The 22550-nt window shown below is 60.5% G+C and carries 19 protein-coding genes; 11 read left to right on the top strand and 8 right to left on the bottom strand.

The genetic code is table 11. The annotated features are described in order from the left end of the window. Window position 1 precedes the first annotated feature (1 nt). Genes KZ772_RS06505 through KZ772_RS06485 form a run of 5 tightly spaced genes read left to right on the top strand, consistent with a single transcriptional unit; the run spans window position 2 to window position 8121 of the window. Window positions 2–1627, top strand: coding sequence for a GH3 auxin-responsive promoter family protein (locus KZ772_RS06505; RefSeq protein WP_290539004.1), 1626 nt, complete (start codon window positions 2–4; stop codon window positions 1625–1627). Beyond that, entirely contained in the window at window positions 1624–2715 is a 1092-nt protein-coding gene (locus tag KZ772_RS06500) for a hypothetical protein (RefSeq protein WP_290539003.1), read from the top strand. Before KZ772_RS06505 ends, KZ772_RS06500 begins: the two co-directional genes overlap by 4 nt. Further along, a complete protein-coding gene (locus KZ772_RS06495; RefSeq protein ID WP_290539002.1) occupies window positions 2712–3674 on the top strand; it encodes a hypothetical protein in 963 nt (320 codons plus the stop codon). Before KZ772_RS06500 ends, KZ772_RS06495 begins: the two co-directional genes overlap by 4 nt. Next, window positions 3671–4834 (top strand): efflux RND transporter periplasmic adaptor subunit, encoded by a 1164-nt coding sequence (locus KZ772_RS06490; protein ID WP_290539001.1) that lies wholly within the window; start codon window positions 3671–3673, stop codon window positions 4832–4834. The genes KZ772_RS06495 and KZ772_RS06490 overlap by 4 nt, the downstream gene beginning before the upstream one ends. After that, the gene (locus KZ772_RS06485; RefSeq protein WP_290539000.1) at window positions 4831–8121 is read left to right on the top strand and encodes an efflux RND transporter permease subunit; all 3291 of its coding nucleotides are present in this window, start codon (window positions 4831–4833) and stop codon (window positions 8119–8121) included. Before KZ772_RS06490 ends, KZ772_RS06485 begins: the two co-directional genes overlap by 4 nt. A 164-nt stretch (window positions 8122–8285) precedes the next feature. On the opposite strand, the gene gpmA is transcribed toward KZ772_RS06485, so the two are convergent. After that, window positions 8286–9032, bottom strand: a complete 747-nt coding sequence (gene gpmA, locus KZ772_RS06480; protein ID WP_290538999.1) for a 2,3-diphosphoglycerate-dependent phosphoglycerate mutase — start codon at window positions 9030–9032, stop codon at window positions 8286–8288. Window positions 9033–9268: 236 nt separating this feature from the next. Here gpmA and rnd point away from each other — a divergent pair, with 236 nt between their 5' ends. The 5 genes from rnd (at window position 9269) to KZ772_RS06455 (ending at window position 11971) form a co-directional block, all read left to right on the top strand. Then, window positions 9269–10342, top strand: coding sequence for a ribonuclease D (gene rnd / locus KZ772_RS06475; RefSeq protein ID WP_290538998.1), 1074 nt, complete (start codon window positions 9269–9271; stop codon window positions 10340–10342). Next, entirely contained in the window at window positions 10342–10647 is a 306-nt protein-coding gene (locus KZ772_RS06470; protein ID WP_290538997.1) for a YcgL domain-containing protein, read from the top strand. Before rnd ends, KZ772_RS06470 begins: the two co-directional genes overlap by 1 nt. Further along, on the top strand, window positions 10640–11092 hold the full coding sequence (locus KZ772_RS06465) for a YcgN family cysteine cluster protein (RefSeq protein ID WP_290538996.1): 453 nt from the start codon (window positions 10640–10642) through the stop codon (window positions 11090–11092). The genes KZ772_RS06470 and KZ772_RS06465 overlap by 8 nt, the downstream gene beginning before the upstream one ends. A 79-nt stretch (window positions 11093–11171) precedes the next feature. After that, window positions 11172–11519: a hypothetical protein gene (locus KZ772_RS06460; protein WP_290538995.1), complete on the top strand. Its 348-nt coding sequence runs from the start codon at window positions 11172–11174 to the stop codon at window positions 11517–11519. Continuing rightward, on the top strand, window positions 11516–11971 hold the full coding sequence (locus KZ772_RS06455) for an HIT family protein (protein ID WP_290538994.1): 456 nt from the start codon (window positions 11516–11518) through the stop codon (window positions 11969–11971). The genes KZ772_RS06460 and KZ772_RS06455 overlap by 4 nt, the downstream gene beginning before the upstream one ends. A gap of 186 nt (window positions 11972–12157) precedes the next feature. On the opposite strand, the gene KZ772_RS06450 is transcribed toward KZ772_RS06455, so the two are convergent. The 7 genes from KZ772_RS06450 to KZ772_RS06420 all read right to left on the bottom strand — a co-directional run bounded on the left by KZ772_RS06450 (window position 12158) and on the right by KZ772_RS06420 (window position 20702). Continuing rightward, window positions 12158–12883 (bottom strand): class I SAM-dependent methyltransferase, encoded by a 726-nt coding sequence (locus KZ772_RS06450; protein WP_290538993.1) that lies wholly within the window; start codon window positions 12881–12883, stop codon window positions 12158–12160. Continuing rightward, on the bottom strand, window positions 12876–13238 hold the full coding sequence (locus KZ772_RS06445) for a PilZ domain-containing protein (protein ID WP_290538992.1): 363 nt from the start codon (window positions 13236–13238) through the stop codon (window positions 12876–12878). The genes KZ772_RS06450 and KZ772_RS06445 overlap by 8 nt, the downstream gene beginning before the upstream one ends. A 5-nt stretch (window positions 13239–13243) precedes the next feature. After that, window positions 13244–13396 carry a hypothetical protein gene (locus KZ772_RS06440; RefSeq protein ID WP_272962188.1) on the bottom strand — a complete coding sequence of 51 codons (153 nt, stop codon included), beginning with the start codon at window positions 13394–13396 and terminating at the stop codon, window positions 13244–13246. 196 nt (window positions 13397–13592) lie between these two features. Continuing rightward, on the bottom strand, window positions 13593–15920 hold the full coding sequence (locus tag KZ772_RS06435) for a TRAP transporter large permease subunit (protein WP_290538991.1): 2328 nt from the start codon (window positions 15918–15920) through the stop codon (window positions 13593–13595). Window positions 15921–16074: 154 nt separating this feature from the next. Then, the gene (locus KZ772_RS06430) at window positions 16075–18405 is read right to left on the bottom strand and encodes a TRAP transporter large permease subunit (protein WP_290538990.1); all 2331 of its coding nucleotides are present in this window, start codon (window positions 18403–18405) and stop codon (window positions 16075–16077) included. Between the two features lie 192 nt (window positions 18406–18597). Further along, window positions 18598–19611 carry a putative solute-binding protein gene (locus KZ772_RS06425; RefSeq protein WP_290538989.1) on the bottom strand — a complete coding sequence of 338 codons (1014 nt, stop codon included), beginning with the start codon at window positions 19609–19611 and terminating at the stop codon, window positions 18598–18600. Window positions 19612–19673: 62 nt separating this feature from the next. Continuing rightward, window positions 19674–20702 (bottom strand): hypothetical protein, encoded by a 1029-nt coding sequence (locus KZ772_RS06420; protein ID WP_290538988.1) that lies wholly within the window; start codon window positions 20700–20702, stop codon window positions 19674–19676. A gap of 202 nt (window positions 20703–20904) precedes the next feature. Between KZ772_RS06420 and KZ772_RS06415 the strand changes: the two genes are divergently transcribed. Further along, window positions 20905–22239, top strand: a complete 1335-nt coding sequence (locus tag KZ772_RS06415; RefSeq protein ID WP_365871180.1) for an AarF/UbiB family protein — start codon at window positions 20905–20907, stop codon at window positions 22237–22239. The last annotated feature ends 311 nt before the right edge of the window (window positions 22240–22550 follow it).

Below are 22550 nucleotides of genomic sequence, written 5' to 3'. Positions count from 1 at the left end.
CATGTTCGGACATCGTTTGCTCAAAATGGCCGCCTGGCCGGGTGAGCGGCGCTTTGCCGCCGGGCGGGCACGGCTGGAAAGTGTGCAAAGACAAAAACAGGCGTTGTTGCTGCGCAAGGTGGCAGCTTGTGAAGCCGGTCAACGTCAGGGAATAGCGGCGGATTGGCAATGGGAGACCTTTGCCAAGCAGGTACCGGTGAGTGATTACGATCACTGGCGCGATCCGGTCAATCGCGCCCGCGAGATGGGCGGCAATGCCCTGATTCAGTCTCCGGTGGTTCGCTACCAGCCCACCAGTGGGTCGACTTCTGCGATCAAATGGATTCCCTATACCCGCCAGTTCCTGTCGGAACTGGACAGCGCGATCAGTCCCTGGATTGTGGACCTGTATCGTCAGTTCCCGCGGCTCAGACAGGGCCGCCATTACTGGTCCATGTCCTGGGTGCCCACCTCACTGCGCGACAACATGCGCGATGACATCAATGACGATATTCAGCTCATGTCCATGGGCAAGCGGCTGCTGGCCGGTGCCACCCAGGCGGTGCCCCAGGATGTGTCACTGGCACGGACTTCCGAGGATTCGCTGTTTGCCACGCTGGCCTATCTGATCAGTGATTCCTCCCTGTCCATGATGTCCATCTGGAGTCCCACCTTCGGGTTGGGTCTGCTCAAGTCCATGGCCCTGTGGCGCGAGGAACTGGCAGAGGTGCTGGCGAGCGGTTCCTGGGGCAAGCGCATGCAGGGAAGTCGTACCCAGTGTTGCCCTCGCTCACCTCGCGCAGCGGCATTGTTGCGTCAGTGGGATGGGCGCCTGAGTGCGGATTTCTTTATGACGTTGTGGCCGTCACTGGCGTTGGTCAGTGCCTGGGAGACCGCCGCATCCGGTCCCTGGGCCAGGCAGCTGCATGCCCTGTTGCCGCAGGCGGCGTTCCAGGGCAAGGGGCTGTGGGCTACCGAAGGTGTTGTCACTATTCCCTATCAGGGGCAGCATGCGCTGGCCTATCGCAGCCATGTCTATGAATTCCAGGATCCGTCCGATGGCGCCATCTATGCGCCCTGGGAGCTGGAGCAAGGGCAGGAAGTGATGCCGTTGCTCAGTACCGGTAGTGGCCTGTTGCGCTATCGGCTGAAAGATCTGGTGCGGGTGGATGGCTTGCCGGGCGGCATTCCTGCGCTGACCTTCCTTGGCCGTGCCGGTACCACGGACCTGGTGGGTGAAAAGCTCACTGCGGCTGCGCTGGATGCGGCCATGGCGGAGATCACCTTGCCGGTAAAAACCCTGCCGGTGTGTACCGTGGCGGTGGAGGATGCCGGTGAGGGTATCCCCGGTTATCTGCTGCTGCTGGAAGGGGAGAGCCTTGAAAGTGCAAAAGTGGCCAACGCTCTCGACGCGGCCCTGCAGCAACACTTTCATTACCAGTTGGCCCGCAATCTGGAACAACTGGCACCGCTGCGCTGTGTGATTCACCCGGACATGCGTGAGCGTTATCTGCAGCAGTGTCGCGAGCGCGGCATGATCGAGGGCAACATCAAGATGGAGTCCCTGCAGTACTGGCCCGGTGAGCTGCCAACGTGGCTTCGCCACTCGCAGGTATCGGCCCGCTTGGCCCGGGAGGTGGTGCTATGAGCTACCGCATCCGCCAGGCCCGGGAAGAGGACAATGGCGCCATCCTGTCGCTGTTGCAGGGCACGCCACAGCCGGGGGCGGTCACCCTCAATTTTGAACGTAACCCGGACTACTTTCGTGGCGCCCGGGTGACCTGCGAAGAACCAGATGTCTGGGTGGCGGAACCCAGCGAGGGAGAAGGCCCGATCGGTGCGGTCTACAACGTGGGCTGGCGCCATGTGTGGGTAAACGGCCAGGCGCAGCCGGTGCGTTACGCCCACGATCTGCGCATCGCCCCGCAATGTCGCAACGGCATGATTCTGCACCGGCTGTTTCGTCAGCTGCGCAAGCAATTGGCGGAAGGCGAGTGGATGCAGACCACGGTGTTGCGCGACAACATGGCCTCCCTGTCCACCGTGGCCAGTGGCCGCGCCGGGCTGCCCACCTATTACCCATCGGGTAGCATCGAAACCAGCATGCTCTATACCAGGGCCCGTCGCCGGCGATTGCCCGATGATGTGGTCATTCGCCAGACCGGCGAGGCGGACCTGGATGCCATTTCCCAACTGCTGCGCTACCAGGGCTCGCAGAAACAGTTTTTCCCCTACTGGGATGTGTCCCGTGTGCGCGGCGATGCCTACTGCTACGGGCTCAGCCCACGTAACTTTATCGGTCTGTGGATTGGTGGCGTCCTCAAGGGCCTGGTGGGTTTCTGGGATCAGCAGGGCATCAAGCAGACCCGTGTGCTGGGCTATGCTCGCGGCATGGGCGTCATGCGCCATCTTTACAACACCCACAGTATGTTGCGCGGTGGCATGAAGTTGCCTGCTCCTGGTGGCGTGTTGTCCTACCTGACCCTGCACAGCGTGGTGGTGGAGGACAATCGACCGGAGTTACTGCGACTGTTGCTTGACGATGCCATCAGCCGTTTCCATGGCCACTATGATGCGCTGGTATGTGGCTTTTTTACTCAGGATCCGCTGGCCCAGGTGCCTGCGCGTTACCGCCGTCGCCTGTTGTTGAGCGATCACTTTCTGGTGAGTTACGACGGCGATCCCCGTGACCAGCTCGATGGACGCCTGCCCTATGTGGAGGTAGCCCGGCTGTGAGTGCCAGCGCAACAGATTACATCGGCATGTGGTACCGGGCTCGCGCCCGGCTCGGTATTGATGACCGCATCGAATTTATTTTCATCAATCCGGGTACCGGCAAGCGCGATACCGTGGCGTTACGTCATCGTGACCATGATGGCGTGGGGGGGATCGCCGAATCCCTCAAGCGCATGGGGGTGCGTCAGCCTGGCATGCCCCTCAGTCGTCAGACCCGCGCGCCGTCTTTCTGGCGTCGCTGGCAGGCCCGGCCGGAGCAGCGCTTGCCGCAACCACCCCGGTGGCGTGTGTTCGACACGCCTCCCCATGAGCAACCGGATGAGCCTCTGGTGCAATGGCTGACGCCGCAGCAGACCCGTGCCCTGCGCCAACGGGCCGAGGCAATGCAGGTGTCGCTCAACAGCCTGTTGCTGCTGGCTCTGCACCGGGCGGTGGTGGAGACCCTGATGACGGGGTCCGGCCCGGTGAGCTGGTGTTTCCCGGTGAACATGCGCGGGGTGGTGCCCATGGGGCGGCCGGACATGAACCTGTCCAGCGCCTTTTATCTGACGGTGGATCGGGATGACACGCCTGAACAGCTGGATCACACCATCCGCCGCTACCTGAAAGCCAATATTCACTGGCGTTACTGGCACTTGGCCCGCATTGGCCGGGTAATCGGTCAGCGGGGAGTGGATTGGCTGTGTGGCCGCCTGCTCAACGGCCCGCAGCACGCGGGCTCTTTTTCCAACCTGGGAACGTGGCAAATCGACTTTGTCTCCGCTGGTCTGGCTCCGGATACGGTGTTCGTCTGCTGTGGCCCGGGCAGCCCCAATCACCCGGTGGCCAACGGCATGATGATCGTCAACGGCAGCCTGAACCTGGCGCTAAAGCTTCATCCGTCCCTGGGTGCGTCGCAGGCGGTGGCTCAGCAATGTCTGCAACGCTGGGTGGATGGGCTGGTGGGAGTGGCGGCATGAAGCGGTTCCTCAGCCTGCGCGCGCTGGTGGCCCTGCTGGCGACCCTGGCCATGGGGTTGGCGGTGGTTGCCCTGTATCTGGTGCCGCCGGCAACCCCTGCGTTGAAAAGCGAAGAATCCATCCTCGCCCTGGATACCTGGCAGGTGGAGTGGAAGGACGTGGTGATCCCGGTACACAGCCAGGGTCTGGTGCGTGCCCGTCATGAATTGCCCCTGAGCCTGGAAGTCTCCGGCCGGGTTCAGGAAGTGTCGCCGCTGCTGGCGGATGGGGGCCGGGTGACCGCCGGCGAGGTACTACTGAAGCTGGATCCGGAACCCTTTGCCCTGGAAGTCACCGCGCAGCAGAACGCGGTCCACGCTGCCCGCCTGCATCTGGAAGAAACCCGGGCGCGGGCGCGGGTGTCCGGGTCTTCCGGACGATCTTCCGCGTTGGGTCGTTTCGAGCCGCAACTGGATGAGGCCAACAGCCGGCTGGCCTCCGCCCGTGCCGGGCTGCGACAGGCCCAGCGAAACCTGGAACAGACCACACTGGTCGCGCCCATCAGTGGCCGTCTGAAGGCGGTGCAGGTGATGGCCGGCCAGCAGATTCAGGCCGGCAGTGTACTGGCTCGCTTGTATCAGGAAGACCAGGTGGAAGTGCGGCTGCCGGTTCGCGATGAATGGCTGGCGCTACTGGGCATCATGCCCGGCGATGAACAGACCCTGCGGCAGGTCAGCGTTACCCTGCGCGGACGCTTCGCCGGCCGTGATGGTGAATGGCAGGGCAAGGTGGTGCGCCGTGAGGGCGGCCTGAACAAGAACCGCATGATGCACCTGATCGTTCAGGTCACCAATGCCGAAGACGGTCTGCCCCTGGAACCCGGGGTGTTGGTACAGGCGGAACTACGGGGTGCACCCACCCGCAACGTGGCGGTGCTGCCCCGAGCAGCCCAGGCCGGTGAAAAGACGGTCTGGGTACTGGATAAGGACAAGCGCCTGCGCCGTCAGTCCGTGGCGGTACTGCACCACGATGACGACTACCTGTACCTGCACGATGGCGTGACCGCGTCTTCACGGGTGGTGCTGGCCGGTGATCTGCAATTACTGGAAGGCATGCGTATCGATCCCCGTGCCCCCGCCGGTGGCCTGGCCGACCGTTCTGCCACTGAGACGACGCTGTGAATCGCAGTATTGCCTGGTTTGCCCGTAATGGTGCAGTGGCCAACCTGCTGATGATGACCCTGCTGCTGGCGGGGTTGATGGCCATCCCCCACACCCGCCAGGAAACCCTGCCCAACGTGCCGCTGGATCGCATCGGCATCTACGTGGCCTGGCCCCAGGCCACCCCGGAAAGCGTGGAAGCCATGGTCTGCACGCCGGTGGAAACCGCCATCGACGAAGTGGAAGGGGGCACCGAGCTGATCAGCGAAGCCCGTGAGGGGCTGTGTTCGGTGCAACTGGATGTGCTCAAGGGCCATGATACCCGCGCGGTGCTGGAGCAGATCCGTACCCGCCTGGAAGGGCTGGACACCTTGCCCGGCGATGCCGAGCGCCCGCGGGTGCAGGAGCTTATCGTGCGCAACCGGGTGGTGCGGCTGCTGCTCAGCGGCAGCCTCTCCCGCCAGGATATCTATCAGCTTGCTCACCAGGTGCGCCGGCAGCTGCTCAATCATGAGGCGGTATCCAGCGTGGATATCGAAAACCTGCCGGAACGGGAAATGGCGCTGACCGTGGCGCGGGATGATCTGTACCGCTACCAGCTCACCCTGGAAGGCATGGCCGCCGCCGCCCGCGAAAGCGTGGAGCGTGTCGCCGGGGGGCTGTTGCGCAGCGACCGGGGTGACTGGCTGTTACAGACCGGCCAGCAACCGGGGGATGCCGGCGCCTATGAGCAGTTGGTGATCCGCCAGTCGGAGCAGGGCGATCTGCTGCGGCTGGGGGATGTGGCGCATATCGAGGATGGCTTTTCCCGGGACAGTCAGGCCGCCTGGCTGGACGGCCAGCCGGCGGTGGCTCTGGATGTCTACCGGGTGGGCGACCAGAACGTGCTGGACGTGGCCGGGGCGGTGAGCAGCTATCTGCAGGAAGCGGAGCTGCCCCGCGGTGTGGCCCTGCGGGTGTGGAGCGATGATGCCGCCCAGTTCCGTGATCGCTCACACCTGCTGTGGCGCAATGCCCTGCAGGGGTTGGTGCTGCTGACCCTGATGCTGGGGGTGTTTCTCACCCTGCGCCTGGCCGGCTGGGTGGCACTGGGGATTCCGGTGTGCATGCTGGGCGCCTGTGCCTTGCTACCGGTGCTGGGGGAATCCTTCAATACCATTTCCCTGTTCGCCTTTATTCTGGTGCTGGGCATCGTGGTGGACGATGCGGTGATCGTCGGTGAAAGCATCGACCATCAGCGTCGCCAGGGCGGCATGAGCGGCCAGGAGGCGGCCATCGCCGGCGCCCAGCGGGTATCGCGGCCGATCCTGTTTGCGGTGCTCACCACCCTGTTTGCCTTTGCGCCGCTGCTGTTCCTGCCTGGTCCGGAAGGGGCGCTGATGCGGGTGATTCCCATCGTCTCCATGGCCATTCTGGCGCTGTCGCTGGTGGAGTCCCTGTGGATTCTGCCCTCTCATCTCAGCTATGACCGACCGGCCCGGGGCATCTGGCGCAAGTCCGAGCAACTCTCCACCCGTATCAACGCCGGGCTGGACCGCTGGCTGGAGCACCGCGCCCGGCCACTGCTGCGCCGGGCGCTGCGCTGGCGCTATGTGCTGGTGGTGGTGTTTGTGGGGCTGTTTATTTTCTGCTGCGCCCTGGTCAACAGCGGCTGGCTGACCATGGTGCTGTTCTCCCGGGTGGAGGGTGACCGGGTGATGGCGGAAGTGGTGTTCCCCCAGGGCACTGGCGAGGCGCGGCTGTTGCGCGAAGTGCAGGCCCTGGAAGGCTCCGCCCGCAAGCTGTCTGCGCAGTTGCAGAAGCTGGAAAGTGATGATCAGCCGGTCACCGTGAATGCGGTGTTTGCCGAGCAGGGAGTACGCCAGAAAACCTCCAATGCCCGCGACCCCGGCGCCCGTTTCCGAGTGCGGGTGACTCTCGCCATTGGCGGCGATACCAGTGCCTTGCCACCCCGGGAGCTGGCCAGCCTGTGGCGCGACCAGCACGGGCCGATTGCCGATGCCCTGTCAGTAAAATTCCACGCCAGCTTGATGCAGGTCAAACCGGATATTCACGTCAACCTGTTCCACCCGGATCTGGCCACCCTGCAACGATTGAGCGAACAGACGGCGCTGGCCCTGGCGCGTATGGAAGGGGTTCACGAGGTGGCCAACAACCTGCATGCGCGGCGCACCATTGTGGATATCGGCCTGCGCGAGGAGGGCAAGCTGGCGGGCCTGCGGGCGGAGCAACTGGGCCTGCAGATCCGTAATGCCTTCCATGGCATCGAGCTGGATCGCTGGTTCGAACAGGATCAGGAGGTGCCGGTGATGCTGCGCCTGGCCAGCGGCGACAGCCGCCGTATCAGCGACCTGGAACGGTTGCCGGTGCAGCTGCCGGATGGGGAAATCACCGTGCTGGCGGCGGTGGCAGATCTGGATCGCCGCCAGGTACCGGCCATGATCAGTCATTACGATGGTCGGCGCAGTGCCACCGTCAGCGCTTTCGTGGATGAACATGTGACCTCACCGGCCCAGGTGATGACGGCGTTGCGCGAACAGGTGCTGGCGCCCATGCAGACGGCGGATGAACAGGCCGGCTGGACGGTGGCCGGCAAGCAGGCGGCGATTCAGGATTTCCTCGATCATCTGTCGATCAGCTACCTGATTGCCCTGGCGGCGATTTTCTTCCTGCTCACTGTGCTGTTTGGCGGTTACGGCCAGCCGCTGCTGGTAATGGCGGCGATTCCTTTCGGCATGGTGGGTGCCTTCATGGGCCACTTCCTGCTGGGCTACAGCCTGACGTTATGGTCCCTGGTAGGGGTGATAGCGGTGAGTGGGGTGGTGGTCAACGACAACCTGGTGCTGATCGATGCGGTCAACAGCTTCCGGGCCCACGGCATGCGCCTGCGCGACGCGGTAATCGAAGGGGTCAGCGGCCGCTTGCGACCGGTGATGCTGACTTCCATCACCACCTTCGCCGGGGTGGCGCCGTTGATGCTCGAAACCAGTGTTCAGGCCCGCTTCCTGATTCCCATGGCGGTGTCCCTGGCCTTTGGCGTGTTGTTCGCCACCCTGGTCAGCCTGCTGCTGGTGCCCTGTCTGCTGGTGGTTAGCCATGATGCCCGCACCCTGATCCAGCGCGGCCTGGCCCGCTGGCGGGCGCCGGAGGCTGCGGAGGACGACAGCGTGGACATGGCCTACGAGCGGGGCCGCATCACCGCCTGGTGGGTTGCCCACAATCCCTATCAGGATGCCGTCCTCCGCTCCGCCTGGGAGGCGGGTCGGCAGGATCATGGAGCTGCCAGCGACGCGACAGAACACCCGTAGGAGCCAGCAGGCTGGGTTAATTCGCTACGCTCACCCGCACGGAACTGCATGCGTTACTCCGCTACGCTCCGTTCCTACGAGATGGTTGTCCACAAAAAAGCCCGAGCCGGTTTCCCGGATCGGGCTTTTGCGTCAAGCCTCTGGCGTCAGGTGTCCAGCGTCCCTTACGCCTTGCCCTGATTGGCAACGGCCTCGGCGGCCTTGGCCACTTCCTCGGCGTCGCCCAGGTAGTAGTTCTTGATGGGCTTCAGGTTGTCATCCAGCTCGTAGACCATTGGCACGCCGGTGGGGATGTTGAGCTTGACGATTTCCTCGTCGGAAATGTCGCCCAGATACTTCACCAGTGCCCGCAGGCTGTTGCCGTGGGCGCAGATCAGTACCTGCTTGCCGGCTTCGATCTGCGGTTTGATCTCGCTTTCGAAGTAGGGCACGAAGCGATCCACGGTGTCCTTGAGGCTTTCGGACAGGGGGATCTCGTTGTCGCTGAGGCCCTGGTAGACCCGGAAGTTGCCGGCGTAGCGCTCATCATCGCGCTCCATCTTCGGCGGCGGGGTGTCGTAGCTGCGGCGCCAGATATGCACCTGATCGTCGCCGTACTTGGCGGCGGTTTCCGCCTTGTTCAGCCCCTGGAGGGCGCCGTAGTGGCGTTCGTTCAGGCGGTAGTCGCGGATCACCGGAATCCACATCTGATCCATGTTGTCGAGAATGGACCACAGAGTGCGGATGGCGCGCTTGAGCACGGAGGTGTATGCCACATCGAACTCAAAGCCTGCTTCTTTCAGCAATTCGCCGGCCTTGCGGGCTTCCTCGCGGCCCTGATCAGTGAGATCCACGTCTTTCCAGCCGGTGAAACGGTTTTCCTTGTTCCAAACGCTTTGGCCATGGCGGACCAGTACCAGTTTCGTGCTCATGGGTTATTCCTGTGCGGTTTTCAGTGCGGCGCAAAGCGTAGCAGAAAAGCGCCGGGAAATTGAGCGTGGGCCTGCATATTTCGCTCTTGTCCGATGCCGGTGATGCAATTTTTCACACTGCCAGGTGGCGGTTATCCGGTTGAACAGCGGATAAATCCCACATCGACGGCGTACGTTGCTGAAATATGCCGCCCGGAGCCCGTATAATCGTCGCCAATTCAGACTCAGGCGACTTCATGGCTTATCTCTGGTGCGACAACAGCGACGACATCTCCACCTGGCAGTCCGGGCTGGCGGCGGCAACGCCCCTGTACCTGGACACCGAATTCATGCGCGAGCGCACCTTCTGGCCGCAACTGGCCCTGGTGCAGGTTCACGATGGTGAGCAGATCCGGCTGATCGATACCACCAAGGCGAGCGGCCCGGATCTGGCGCCCCTGTTTCAGCAGCACACCCTGGTGATGCATGCCTGCTCCGAGGATCTGGAGGCCATCGCGGCGTTTAGCGGTGACTACCCGGCGGCCATCGAAGATACCCAGATCGCCGCTGCTCTCACCGGCGAGGACATGCAGTTGGGCTACCAGAAGGTGGTGCAGATGCTGCTCGGAGTCGAACTGCCCAAGGGCGCCACCCGCACCAATTGGCTCAAGCGGCCACTCAGCCAGGAGCAGTTGCTCTACGCCGAGGATGATGTGAAATACCTGCCCGAGGTGACCGACATCCTCCGGGGCCGGTTGGTAAACCTGGGCCGTGAAAGCTGGTGGCGGGAAGAATGCGAGCGGCTGCTGGCCCAGGCCCAGGCGGTAACCGCGCCGGAAAAGGCCTGGCGCAATGTGAAAGGCGCCGGTCTGCTTCAGGGTCAGGCGCTGGCGGTGCTGGCGGTGCTGACCCCCTGGCGGGATCGCATGGCCCGGGAACGGGACCTGCCCAAGGGCTTTGTGCTCAAGGACGCCCAGCTACTGGATCTGGCCCGCTCCACCCGCAGCGACCGGGGCCTGTTTTCGGACCTGGGCCTGCATCCCAAGGTAGTGCGTCGCGATGGTGATACCATTCTGGAATTGCTGGCAGAGGGCCGACGCGGCACGCCGCCGGAGCCTTTGCCCGGCCCGCCGGATCCTCGCCAGAAAAAACTGGCCAAGGTGTTGCGTAACCGGGTCGGCGAGATTGCCGAGTCCATGAACATGAAACCGGATGTGCTGATGCGTCGTCGCTGGCTGGAGTCCCTGATCCGCCACCCGGATCAGGTGCCCGAGCCACTTACCGGCTGGCGCCATGACATCGTTACCAAGCCCTTACTGGAGTTGCTTTGATGTTGAAGGGCAAGCTGTTCTGCTCGATCTATAAAAGTCGCCGCAAGGCTGGCATGTACCTGTATGTGGATAGGCAGAAGGGAACCGGGAATCTGCCCGAGGTGCTGTTGAAGCAGTTTGGCAAACCGGTGCATGTGAGCGACATGATTCTCAGCCCGGACCGGCCTCTGGCCCGGGCCGAGGTCGCCAAAGTCATGGACGACATCCGCATCAAGGGGTTTTACCTGCAAATGCCGCCGCCACCGGATGAAGACATGTTCATGGCCGATGGCCATCCTGACAAACCGGCAGGGCCGGATGCCTGAGAAGGGTCTGCGTGAACGGTTCTGGGAACTGCCTCTGGGGGAGTTGTCGAAACCGGAGTGGGAAGCCCTGTGTGACGGCTGTGGCCGTTGCTGTCTGGTGAAGTTGCAGGATGAGGACAGTGGCGAGCTGGCCTTCACCAATCTGGCCTGTCGTTATCTGGATAGCCAAAAATGCCAGTGCCGGGTGTACGATAACCGCTTTCGCAAGGTGCCGGATTGCATTCAGGTCACCGAGGCGGTGGCGCGAAATACTGCCTGGTTGCCGTCCAGCTGCGCCTATCGGCTTCGAGCCCACGGCCAGCCACTGCCCGACTGGCACCCGCTGATCAGTGGCGATGCGGGCACGGTCAGGCAGGCAGGAATCAGCGTGGCCGGGCGCGTTGTCTCCGAGCAGCTTGTACATGAAGACGATTGGGAAGAGCATATTATTCACTGGATAGAGTAGGGCGAGCCTGGCGAAATTAGGTGTCGCTCCTGGCCCGCAAAAGGCGGGTTACTCTATCAGCATTGAGTTGGGAGTCATTGTGACAACGGAAGCGTATATGTGGGGCTGGTTGGCGTATTTGTTGGGCTGTGTGGCTGTGCTTTTTGTCTGGTGGTGGCTGACCCGGCCGCTGGCCGTTTGGGGCAAGGTGCCTTTGCGTATCCTGCTGACAGCACTGTTGCTGACCCCGTGGTCGGTGTCGCCACAGCACGACGAGTGGGCGCCGGCCTGGGTGGTGACGCTGTTTGACGGGCTTGCCCAGGACGATGTGAGCTTGTGGCGTGCGGGTGGCCCGTTGCTGGCCATGCTGGTGGTGGCGCTGATCGTGGCTGCGCTGGAGCTGTGGCGTCAGCGCCGCAAGCAGATCGGCGTGGCTGACCCACAATGAGCGAGTGCATTTTCTGCCAGATCCGCGAGGGAAAACTGCCAGCCAGTGTGGTCTATGAGGATGAGCAGGCCATGGTCATCCTGGACCTTTTTCCGATCCGCGAAGCCCATTGTCTGGTGATTCCCAAAGAGCATGCTCCCTTGCTGGAGCAGCTGGACGGTAGCCTGACCAATCATCTGATGGATCTGGCCCGCCGCACGATCATGGCCCAGAAACGGGCCGGGCTGGCGGTAAAGGCGCACAACATTGTGGTTAACGATGGCCGCGCAGCCAATCAGCACGTGCCCCATGTGCACGTGCATGTGATCCCCCGCCGGGGTGGCGATACCCTGGTCACGGCCTTCACCTGGGCCACCCGCCTGCTCAACGTCTTCGGCCTGGCCCGCCGCCGCAAACGGCTGGATCGCCTGGCTGGCCTGCTGGCGGAGCATTTTCCGGAAGCAGCTAAATAGTTAACAGTTAACAGTGAATAGTTAACAGCGTCGCGAGTTGGCGATGTTTTGATCTGGAAGGCAAGAGGCCGCGCCCAGCCTTTGGGCACGGCCTGTCTTTTTGGAAAAGAACAACAAAAGACTTGATAGTGTTACCTCAGATCGCAGTCTGAGACTGTTCACTGTTCACTGTTCACTGTTCACTGTTCACTGTTTGCGCCAGGCGCGTAACCGTAACGGCCAGCGTACCGTGCGCAGTTCGTTCCCCCAGGCCTGTCTCAAGCTTGGTGCGAAGGCAGCCAGCGGGTATTTCCCGGCTCGGGCGGCCTGGACCAGGGCGGACCAGGTGTCCAGATAGCCGAGCATGTCGCTAGCCGTCCAGTCGCGGGTGATGGTGTCGCCAGGGTAGGGGAGTACCGGCCAGGGCAGACTGGCATCCGGATAGCCGGCCACCACCTGGGCCCGCTCAGCGGGCCACCAGGGGGCCAGCGGACCGTCGTGAAAGTCCCGGATCATGCCTTCCAGCCCCTCCACCTCACAGACCCCGTAACTGATCAGGGCCAGCACGCCACCGGGGCGCAGGGCGCGCGAAGCTTCGGCCTGAAAGGCGGCTTGATCAAACCAGTGGTAGGCCTGGGCGACGGTAATCAGGTCCAGGCTGGCGTCTGCCAGCGGTAGTCGATGCGCCTGGCTGACCAGATAGTGGCTCTGCGAGGCGGGGGCGGCCAGTAACTGTTCATGGCTGATGTCTGCCCCCACTACCTGCCGGAACCAGGGCTCCAGGCCCCGGCTGGCCTGACCGCTGCCACAACCCAGATCCAGCGCACAGTCATTGCCGGCGCTCTGGTCGGCCAGCCACTGGAACAGGGAGGTGGGGTAGGTGGGGCGAAACTGCTGGTACTGACTGCCGCGCTGGAACAGCGATTCAGTCACTGAAGAAGCCGTCGTCATCGAAGTGGGCGGCCCACAGGCGACCGTCTGCCCGTTCCAGATCCAGTGCAATGCCCGCCAGGAGCTGGCCCTCCGGAGCGGCACACCAGGCGACGGTGCCGTAAAGGTGGTAGGTGCCATGCTCTTCCAGCAATGCCACCCAAAGCTCCACATCCGTATTCGGCTTGATGGGTGCTGGCAGTTCGATACTGATGCCGGCCAGGGAAATGTCGTGGGTGGTCAGGTACAGACGGTCGGCCGGGTCCAGCGAACCGGACTGGCTGGGCAGCAAGGTCAGCGCCAGGTTTTCTTCGCGCGAGATGCGGGGGAAACGACGATTGTCCATTGCTGTTGCCATAGGATTTATCCGTAAATCATTCTGTCCACCGCATAGGCTGCAATCGCCATGGTAGCGACTACGCCTGCCAGGAACAGAAGAAACAGCAGAGCGGGTTTGACCGTTTTCGGCAAGGGTTCGGTTTCCCGTGGAGTCCGGGTCTCCTGCGTTTTGTTCATCAGCCATCTCCCTGATTTATCCGGATACTTTACAGTATCAGTTATTCGCCGACGATAGGAAACTGGTATCGGGCCAGTACCTTATTTCTTTCCTGGAGCGTTTCAGGGGGCGAAGCACTCCTTGGGGGAGCAATAGCAGGAAAAACGAAGGAGCCTACGGGCTCCTTCGTTGCTGGGCTTCGAGATCGGCGCGGGGTTAGCCGGCAAACTCGATTTTCTGGAACATGTACTCGTGCACGGAATCGGACATCAGCGGTACATAGGAAACCAGCAGCAGCGCTGTGAGCATGACCGCGATGGGCAACAGGTATTTTTCATAGCGCCGGTAGAACGAGCCGTTTTTGACCTTGGCGCTTTCCACCTCATCATCGCCGACCACCTGGCGTGTCAGCAAATGGTTCAGTGCCACAGGGGGTGACAGGTAGCCCAGCTCAAAGGCCACCAAACTGATCATCCAGAAATGTAGTGGCGCGATCCCGTTATCGAATGCCACCTGGGCAATGGTGGCGTTGACCAGGATAACGGCCCCAAAGGGGTCCATGATCATGCCGATGATCACCATGGTGACCACCAGCAGGGTCATGGCCAGCCAGACGTTGGCGAAGGTTTCCGGCAGGGCTTCCATCACCCCGGAGCGTTCCAGCAAGCCGCCCATGCTCACTGTCAGTGCCATCAGCATGAGCAGGGCGCCAATGTGACCGGTGGTCTCATTGGTGGAGAAGCGCAGCGAGCTTTCCAGGGTGGTGCCAACGCCTTCCTCGTCGGCGGGCAGATCGGATGTCACCCCGGTGGGTTTGATCAGGTAGTGAATAAACAGGCTGGCCGCCAGTATCAGATTTCGCCAGAACAGGCCGGTAATGGTATCGGAAAGCTTGTTCTCGGAGGTGCCGGTGGGCACATTGCCGGCTTCCAGCGCCTTGGCCAGTGTCCAGGTGTCATAGCTTGAATGGATGAGAAGCACCACCAATGCAAGGGCGCACAAGTGCAGGAAATAGCGGCTGAATTTCTCGTAGATCAACACTGCCAACATCAACATTGGCAGGATGATCGGCGCATAATTTTCGTTCAGCTCGGTGCCGAGAATGTCTCTGAAAATAACAATCACGGTGCCAATCACAATCACATAGGGCAGCAACGGGAAAAGCCGTTTCAGACTGGCGGGAACCGCTTCCGAGAAGGGCGCAATGCGTGCCGGCTCAGTACGGGCGAACTGGCTGTAGATGAAGAACAGGATCAGGGTAAGGCCGAAGACTTTAACGCCGGAGGTAAACAGTTCATCGGTGGTGACCGCATTGTTCAGTGCCGCAATAATGACCACCAACAGGCAGGGGCGCAGTACCACCCCCATGGAGCCGGACATGGCGGCGCCGGCCAGGGCCAGCTGCTTGCGGGCACCGGCACGGACCAGCTCATGGTAGACGGTGGCACCAGCGGCAATAATGAAAATCCCGGATGCACCCGTATAGGCCGTGGGGATGGCGGTGACGGCCAGAACAACAAAGCACATCAGTTCCGGCGACATGCGCCAGGGGCGCAGCACATCGAAGACCAGATGTACCATTCTCGTCTGCCGCAGCATCATCCCAACCCAGATATAGAGTCCCAGGCTGAGGAACATGGTGGAGAACTCCATCATCATGCCCAGATAGACGCTGGTGCCATGCAGGTATCCCTGCGACATGAACTGGATACTGGCGCTGAGGCACATGTAGGAGTACAGCGGAATGGTCAGCAGGGCCTTGCCCCAGCCGCCGCCTTGTTCCAGATCTTTCGGGGGCTTGATCAGCTGCCAGAGCGAGGCCAGCGTCAGCAGGGCAAAACCGGCGATCCAGAATTGATGCAGGTAGAAATGGTTCACCTGAACGCCATCGGCCATCGCCTTGATTTCTTCACTGCGATAGACCCAGGCAGAAACCAGTAGCAGAACATTGGCCGTGAGTTGCCCCAGGGTTGAAACCAGGTGGTCCTTGCGGGTTCGTGCCGGGCGCAGGGCAATATGATGGCGGGTAAGGGTTGCGGTCGCCGCGCAGATGATGACCAGCAAGCACAGTAGCAGGCGTTTGTAATCGCCCAGGGTGCTGACAACTTGCGCTACACCGCCTTCGAGAGTGCGAAAGGCAATCACGCCGGGGGTCACTTTTTCCTGGACCATCTTGTAGGTCGCCCATTTCTCCCGGCAGATGTTCTGGGACGCTTCGAGAGACTTGCGCAGCGCGTCTTCGTCAACTTCGGTGCCAAACATCCCGGCCAGCGGATCATCGGCCATCCGTTGTTTCTTTCTGGCAATGGCGCTTTCCAGTTCACTGTCCAGATTCGCATCCGGGTTACAGGAGGGCTCACCGAGTATCCCCGCCCCGCGTAGCTGGAAGTAGTTCTCCCAGGTGTTTTCACCAATTTTCAGCAGCTGGGAGTGGATGACTTCTCCTGAGGCCAGAAAAATGGTCATTAACAGCAGAATGAGGGCAGGCAGGGAGGAAAACCATTCGCGGGCGGTACGCTGTCTGAGACGCAAGCTGGCCATCATGGTGTTTGTCCTTGTTGTTTTTTGATCAATCGCGCGTCCGGGAATATAGCAAAGCCCAGCAGGGACAGGAAGTTGAAGGGGGAAAGCGGGAAAGACAGGCAAAAAAAAGGAGCCCGAGGCTCCTTTTTTTTGAGATCAGAGATCAGCGCAGGGTTTAGCCACCGACCTCGATCTTCTGGAACATGTACTCGTGAACTGTATCGGACAGCAACGGTACGTAAGACACAAGCAGCAGGGCAGTCAGCATTACCGCGATGGGAAGCAGGAACTTCTCATAGCGACGGAAGAAGCTGCCTTCCTTGAGCTTGGCGGATTCCACTTCTGCCTCACCCACCACTTGACGTGTTAACAAGTGATTTAGTGCCACTGGTGGTGACAGGTAACCCAATTCGAAGGCCACCAGGGTGATCATCCAGAAGTGCAACGGTGCAATACCGTTGTCGAACGCGACCTGGGCAATGGTGGCGTTCACCAGAATCACCGCCCCGTAGGGGTCCATGATCATGCCGATGATCACCATGGTGACTACCAGCAGGGTCATGGCCAGCCAGACGTTGGCGAAGGTTTCCGGCAGGTTCTCCATGACACCAGAGCGCTCGATGATACCGCCGACACTCACGGACAGGGCCATCAGCATCAGCAGGGCACCAATGTGGCCGGTGGTTTCATTGGTGGCAAAGCGCAGGGAGTTTTCCAGTCGGTCACCAACCCCGGGTTCTTCCCGATAATCCGGGTCTTCTGTGGGTTGCTTCAGCACATAGTAGAGCACGACTGCCGCGCCAAGCAGCAGGTTGCGCCACAGCAGCCCCCAGAACAGGGCTTCCAGATCCTCGGCAGAAGTGCCGGTGGGGATATTGCCAGCCTCCAAAGCCGCATTGATACCGGTCAGGTTGTACAGGGAGTACACCAGCAGCGGAACCAGCACGATGGTGAACAGATGCAGGGCCTTATTGCTCAGTTTCTCGTAGCTGAGAATGGCAAGCAGCATCACCGGCAGAATGATCGGCGCATAGTTCTCGTTGAGCTGTGTGTCCAGGACATCGCGGAAGAATACGACCACGGTGCCCATGATGATCACGTAGGGCACTAATGGAACCAGACGCTTGATGCTGGCTGGTACGGCTTCCGAGAACGGTGCGATGCGAGCCGCTTCGGTACGGGCAAACTGACTGTAGATAAAGAACAGCAGCAGCGACAGACCGAAGATCTTCAGGCCGGAGGTGAACAGTTCATCAGTGGTTACCGAGTTGTTCAGCGCAGCGATGATCACTACCAGCAGGCAGGGACGCAGTACCACACCCATGGAACCGGACATGGCGGTGGCGGCCAGGGCCAGTTGCTTGCGGGCACCGGCACGGATCAGTTCGTTGTAGATGGTGGCACCGGCGGCAATAACGAAGATACCGGAAGCGCCGGTGTAGGCGGTGGGGATCGCGGTAACCGCGAGCACCACGAAACACATCAGTTCCGGGGACATCTTCCACGGACGCAGCACGTCAAACACCAGATGGGCCATCTTGGTCTGGCGCAGCATCATACCAATCCAGATATACAGGGCCAGGCTCAGGAACAGGGTGGACAGTTCCATCATCATGCCCAGATATACACTGATACCGTGGTAGTAACCCTGGCTGACGAACTGGATGCCAGCGGTGATACACATGAAGCTGTACAGCGGAATGGTCAGCAGGGCCTTGCCCCAGCTGCCGCCTTCTTCCAGGTCCTTGGGCGGCTTGATCAGCTGCCAGAGTGCCGCCAGGGACAGCAGGGCAAAACCGGCGATCCAGAACTGGTGAAGGTAAAAGTGGTTGACCTGAACCCCGTCGGCCATGGCGCTGACTTCCTCGCCACGGTAGATCCAGGCGGACAGTAGCAGCATCACATTAGCGGAAAGCTGGCCAAGGCTGGATACGAAATGGTCCTTGCGGGTTTGCGCCGGGCGCAGGGCAATATGGTGGCGGGTCAGGGTGGCTGTGGCGGCACAGATAATGACCAGGATACACAGCAGCAGTCGCTTGTAGTGGCCCAGAGAGGTCACTACCTTGGCCACGCCGCCTTCCAGGGTCCGGAAAGCAATCACGCCGGGGGTGACCTTTTCCTGCACCATGGTGTAGGTGGCCCACTTCTCACGGCAGATTTGCTGGGAAGCTTCCAGTGACTGACGCAAAGCGTCTTCGTTTACCTCGGTGCCGAACATGCCGGCCAGAGGATCGTCAGCCATCTGCTGTTTCTTTCTGATGATGGCCGCTTCAAGTTGGTCATCAAGGTTGGCGTCCGGATTACAGGTCGGCTCCTGAAGGATGCCGGCACCCCGTAACTTGAAGTAGCCTTCCCAGGTGTTTTCGCCGATTTTCAGCAGCTGGGAGTGAAGAACTTCCCCTGATGCGAGAAACACCGTCAGCAACAGGAGAATCAGGGTTGGTAGCGATGCCAACCATTCACCGACGGAACGGTTCGCCACTTTCATAGAAGAAGGTTTGTCCATTGTGCACCCGGTTATTGTTATACCGCCTTAGGGAGCGGGAAAGAGGCAACCCTTGGGCCCTCAAGCCTTGTTCGCCGCATTCCAGGGCAGTGTAAACACCTTGACTACCCGGCAGAGAAGAGCCGGGTGACAGAAAATAGGTCGCTGGAGAAAAGCGGGGCCACCCGGGCCCCACTTTGATCGGTACTGCGCTTACTCGACCGGATTGACGCATTCGGCGCGGGAAGGCTCTTCCTTGCAGCGCACCTTGCGCAGCAGGGACATCATATCCTTGCTGTAAACGCCATCATTGGTCAGGGCGATGCGGGCTTCGCGCATCATTTCGTCATAGCGCAGCTTGTCGGCCTCGGGGATACGAATCCACCACTTCTTGTCGACTTCGTTGTTGGCGTTCTCGATCACCGTCATGGCGCGGTCAAACTGGCCAAGCATGTACTTACGAGAGCTGTCAGCATAGCCATCCGGGAAGCGGTCTTTCTTGAGAATGACCTGGGCAGTCAGCTGGCCCAGTACATAATCGATCATGCCGCCATCCGGCTGCATGCCCTTGTACAGTTCCAGGGCAGAGTAGGCAGCAATCGGCGCAAAGCAGATGTCCACGGAACCGTTATTGAAGCGGCCGGAGAAGTTGGTGATGTCGGACATTACCGGAGACATGCCAACCCGGGACGCCATGCTGGCCTGGGCGCTGTCATATTCCAGTACGGCGATGGATTTGCCGGACAGCTCACCCACGGTGTCGATGGTGCGATCTTTCACGAACAGGTAGGCGGCACCCATGGGGGCAACGCCGCCCACTTCGTAGGGGCCGGAAACCAGCTTCTCGTTGATGGAGGGGTTGCCACTGGCCAGCACGGTGATCACGGTGCGCATGGCATCGTAGGAGGGGATGGCACCGATGGAGTCCAGGCTGCCGGTGTAGTTGTTGAACTGGCGGCCACGGATACCGGTGAGTACCGCAGCATCGCACTGGCCGGCTTTCAGATCTTCGGAGGCGATTTTTTCATCGGTGTAGGGTTTCAGCTCCAGATCCACACCCCAACCGAGGGCGGCGGTCTTGTAGTCCTTCATGATGTTATAGATATCACCGTTGGCACCGATGATATCAAATACGCACATGGACCGTTTTTCGGCGGCCTGGGCGGGGCTAAGTGTCAATGCAAGTGCAGCAGTGGCTGCTGTGGTAAACGCCTTCAAATAGCGCATGGCTTGTCTCCTGGTTACTTCTTAATCTAATTCAAAGCGGCCCCAAGGGGCCGCAAACAGGCTTACAGCAAATCGTCAATATTGACCGCCGGTCCGGATTTGGCGGCGTCATCCCAGAAAGTCCCAAGCCCACCAATAGGGGTGCGCTTACCGGTATTTTCTGTCCATTCCCGGTCGGAAATGCCAGTGATGATGAAGCCGGCAATGGCATCCATCATGGCGTATTCCGGATCCAGATTCTGGTCGTTGGCGGCAAAGTCACGAATGGCTTTGCGCATACGTTCGTCGTCGCCCTTGCTGAAGGCGCTCATGGCATACAGGGCGCTGCCCAGGCGGACGCCACCATCAAAGCCGGCCTTGGCAGAGGCTTCCAGCTCTTTCCACGGTTCGGCATTGGCCGGAGCCAGCATGGGCAACAGGTTCCAGACGGCAGCACGGGTACCACGCGGTACGCCCCACCACTTGTCGTTATCCAGGCACTTCATGTTGCGCTCTACCTTGGCGGCGAGATCGCGGGGTACGCCCACGGCGCCGTCGGAGGCACCGTCATTGAGCAGGGCCTGGACACCGGAGATGTTGCCGACCATCCACACCAGCTCGTCGAAATCGGTTTTCAGCTTAGGGCATTCGCCCTCTTTCTGTTCACCGAAGGCGGTCTTCATGTTCTTGTAGGCGGTGTACTGGCGATCAGCCGCAATGGCAGACCAGCGTTTCTGTTCGATGCGTGCGTCCTGGGCTTCATTCACGTTGCCATCCTTGACGCCACGCATGTAGCGCAGCTCGGCGTCAATGGCGATCTGTTCTGCACAGGTGGCAGCGGTGGTGAAGACCATGGCGCCCAGCTTCTCTGGATGTGAGCCGACGCGCTCGAAGGCCATCAGCAGCGGGGTTTGAGCCTCGCCGGTGACACAGGCCATGCGCACATCGTCAAAGGTGAGCATGTAGGGAAGCATCTCGGAGCGGCCGAAGCTGATCAGCACGTCCCCGGTTGTCTTGTAGATGACGCCACAGCCTTGCAGAGCCAGGATGGCGCCCCCTACCAGGGCCAGACGGGAATGTCCTAGCATTTTTGTCAAGGTCAGAGAACCCATTCTATAGCTCCTTGTTATTGTTCTCGGATTAGCGCGATCAAAGGTACGAAAGTCTGTCTATTGGCACAAGCGGCAATTACAAAAAAGCCTGCAAGCAATTACAAACAATAAATTTGCTTTATGATGGAATACGTTACGTTGTGCTGCGCATCCACCGGGAAAGTAAGACTTTATTATGACTGATTACACTGACATCAAAGACATGAAAGCCTGGCTGGCTGGCGAGAGAAGCGGTGTTTCTCTCGCCATGAATACTGCCCGTGGTGGCCTGCGCATCCTGGAAACGCTCGGGGTAGTGGGGCGGCAGGGGCTCAACTGGATGCTCGGCGATCGCCCGCCAGTACCGGCTTTGCTGCGTACCACCTTCGAATCCCTGGGTACTACCTACATCAAGCTGGGGCAGTTTATTGCCAGCTCCCCATCAATCTTCCCGGAAGAGTACGTGGTGGAATTCCAGCGTTGCCTGGATCGCACCCCGGCACTGCCGTTTCACTATATCCGTGAAACCATCGAAAAAGAGCTGGGCGGATCGCTGGAGTCGCTATATCAGTCGGTTGACCCCAAGCCATTGGCCAGTGCGTCCATTGCGCAGGTTCATGCGGCAAAGCTCAAAAACGGACAGGATGTGGTTATCAAAGTTCAGCGGCCCGGTGTACGTAATGTGCTGCTGACGGATTTCAATTTTCTCTACTTTGCTGCCCGGGTGACCGAGCGGTTGGCACCGGGGCTGTCCCGTTCTGCCATTTCCGGTGTCATTGAGGAGTTACAGGCCGGCATGTTGGAAGAATGTGACTTCATCAAGGAAGCCCACAATCTGCAGGCGTTCAATGCTTTCCTGCGTGATACCGGCAATACCTCGGCGGTGGCACCGGATCCGGTCATGTCCCACACCACCGGCAAGGTGCTGACCATGGAGCGCTTCTTCGGGGTTCCCCTGACCGACATGAATGTGCTCAGACAATATACTGATGATCCGGCGGAAACCCTGATCTCAGCCCTGAATACCTGGTTTTCCAGCCTGATGTTGTGTGATTTCTTCCATGCGGATGTCCATGCTGGCAATTTGATGTTGCTGGAGGATGGTCGAGTCGGCTTTATCGATTTCGGTATTGTCGGTCGCATTCGCCGCGAGGCCTGGGATGGCATGGCCAAATTCTTTGATGCCATCGGCCGGGGTGATGTCCGGCAGATGGCGGAAGCCATGGCGATCATCGGCATGACCCGCGAAGAAGTGGATGTGGAAGCGCTGGCGCGGGATATCGAAAGCCTGCAAGGGGCGCTGGGTCAGGTTGACCCGTCTGCCCTGGTGCAGGCCGACCGCAACGACAAGGAAGTCAACCGCCTGCTCATGGACCTGGTGAAAATCGGCGAAGGCCACGGCATCCGTTTCCCCCGCGAATTTGCCCTGTTGCTCAAACAGTTCCTTTACTTCGACCGTTATGTACAGGTGCTGGCGCCGGAAATGGACATGTTCAGCGATAACCGCGTGGACATGTTCGGGGCCATTGATGATATGCCGGGCGGATTTTTGCACTAGAAGGTAGCTACGAGCTACGAGCTACGAGCTACGAGCTACGAGCTACGAGCTACGAGCTACGAGCTACGAGCTACGAGCTCACGAGCAAAGCCAAAAAGTTCCTCAAGTTCCGGGATGTCTACAGAAGCAGCCGCTGTGGGAGCCCATGCTTGTCCCCCAGGGGATCTACGACATGCGAACCGCGCTTGCGCGGAAATCGCCCGGACGAGCTACGAGCTACGAGCTACGAGCTACGAGCTACGAGCTACGAGCTACGAGCTACGAGCTACGAGCTACGAGCTACGAGCTACGAGCTACGAGCTACGAGCTAC

Origin of the sequence: Alcanivorax sp. (genome assembly GCF_019431375.1) — a bacterium.
Taxonomy (GTDB): domain Bacteria; phylum Pseudomonadota; class Gammaproteobacteria; order Pseudomonadales; family Alcanivoracaceae; genus Alcanivorax; species Alcanivorax jadensis_A.
The sequence above is the reverse complement of the archived record's forward strand: the minus strand, read 5'-3'. Positions and strand labels throughout refer to the sequence as shown.

What these genes read in the sequence shown, in the direction of transcription:
- KZ772_RS06505 (WP_290539004.1), top strand. Translation starts at nt 2, where the DNA reads ATGTTCGGACATCGTTTGCTCAAAATGGCCGCCTGGCCGGGTGAGCGG.
- KZ772_RS06500 (WP_290539003.1), top strand. Translation starts at nt 1,624, where the DNA reads ATGAGCTACCGCATCCGCCAGGCCCGGGAAGAGGACAATGGCGCCATC.
- KZ772_RS06490 (WP_290539001.1), top strand. Translation starts at nt 3,671, where the DNA reads ATGAAGCGGTTCCTCAGCCTGCGCGCGCTGGTGGCCCTGCTGGCGACC.
- gpmA (WP_290538999.1), bottom strand. Translation starts at nt 9,032, where the DNA reads ATGAGCACGAAACTGGTACTGGTCCGCCATGGCCAAAGCGTTTGGAAC.
- rnd (WP_290538998.1), top strand. Translation starts at nt 9,269, where the DNA reads ATGGCTTATCTCTGGTGCGACAACAGCGACGACATCTCCACCTGGCAG.
- KZ772_RS06470 (WP_290538997.1), top strand. Translation starts at nt 10,342, where the DNA reads ATGTTGAAGGGCAAGCTGTTCTGCTCGATCTATAAAAGTCGCCGCAAG.
- KZ772_RS06465 (WP_290538996.1), top strand. Translation starts at nt 10,640, where the DNA reads ATGCCTGAGAAGGGTCTGCGTGAACGGTTCTGGGAACTGCCTCTGGGG.
- KZ772_RS06455 (WP_290538994.1), top strand. Translation starts at nt 11,516, where the DNA reads ATGAGCGAGTGCATTTTCTGCCAGATCCGCGAGGGAAAACTGCCAGCC.
- KZ772_RS06445 (WP_290538992.1), bottom strand. Translation starts at nt 13,238, where the DNA reads ATGGCAACAGCAATGGACAATCGTCGTTTCCCCCGCATCTCGCGCGAA.
- KZ772_RS06440 (WP_272962188.1), bottom strand. Translation starts at nt 13,396, where the DNA reads ATGAACAAAACGCAGGAGACCCGGACTCCACGGGAAACCGAACCCTTG.
- KZ772_RS06435 (WP_290538991.1), bottom strand. Translation starts at nt 15,920, where the DNA reads ATGATGGCCAGCTTGCGTCTCAGACAGCGTACCGCCCGCGAATGGTTT.
- KZ772_RS06430 (WP_290538990.1), bottom strand. Translation starts at nt 18,405, where the DNA reads ATGGACAAACCTTCTTCTATGAAAGTGGCGAACCGTTCCGTCGGTGAA.
- KZ772_RS06425 (WP_290538989.1), bottom strand. Translation starts at nt 19,611, where the DNA reads ATGCGCTATTTGAAGGCGTTTACCACAGCAGCCACTGCTGCACTTGCA.
- KZ772_RS06420 (WP_290538988.1), bottom strand. Translation starts at nt 20,702, where the DNA reads ATGGGTTCTCTGACCTTGACAAAAATGCTAGGACATTCCCGTCTGGCC.
- KZ772_RS06415 (WP_365871180.1), top strand. Translation starts at nt 20,905, where the DNA reads ATGAAAGCCTGGCTGGCTGGCGAGAGAAGCGGTGTTTCTCTCGCCATG.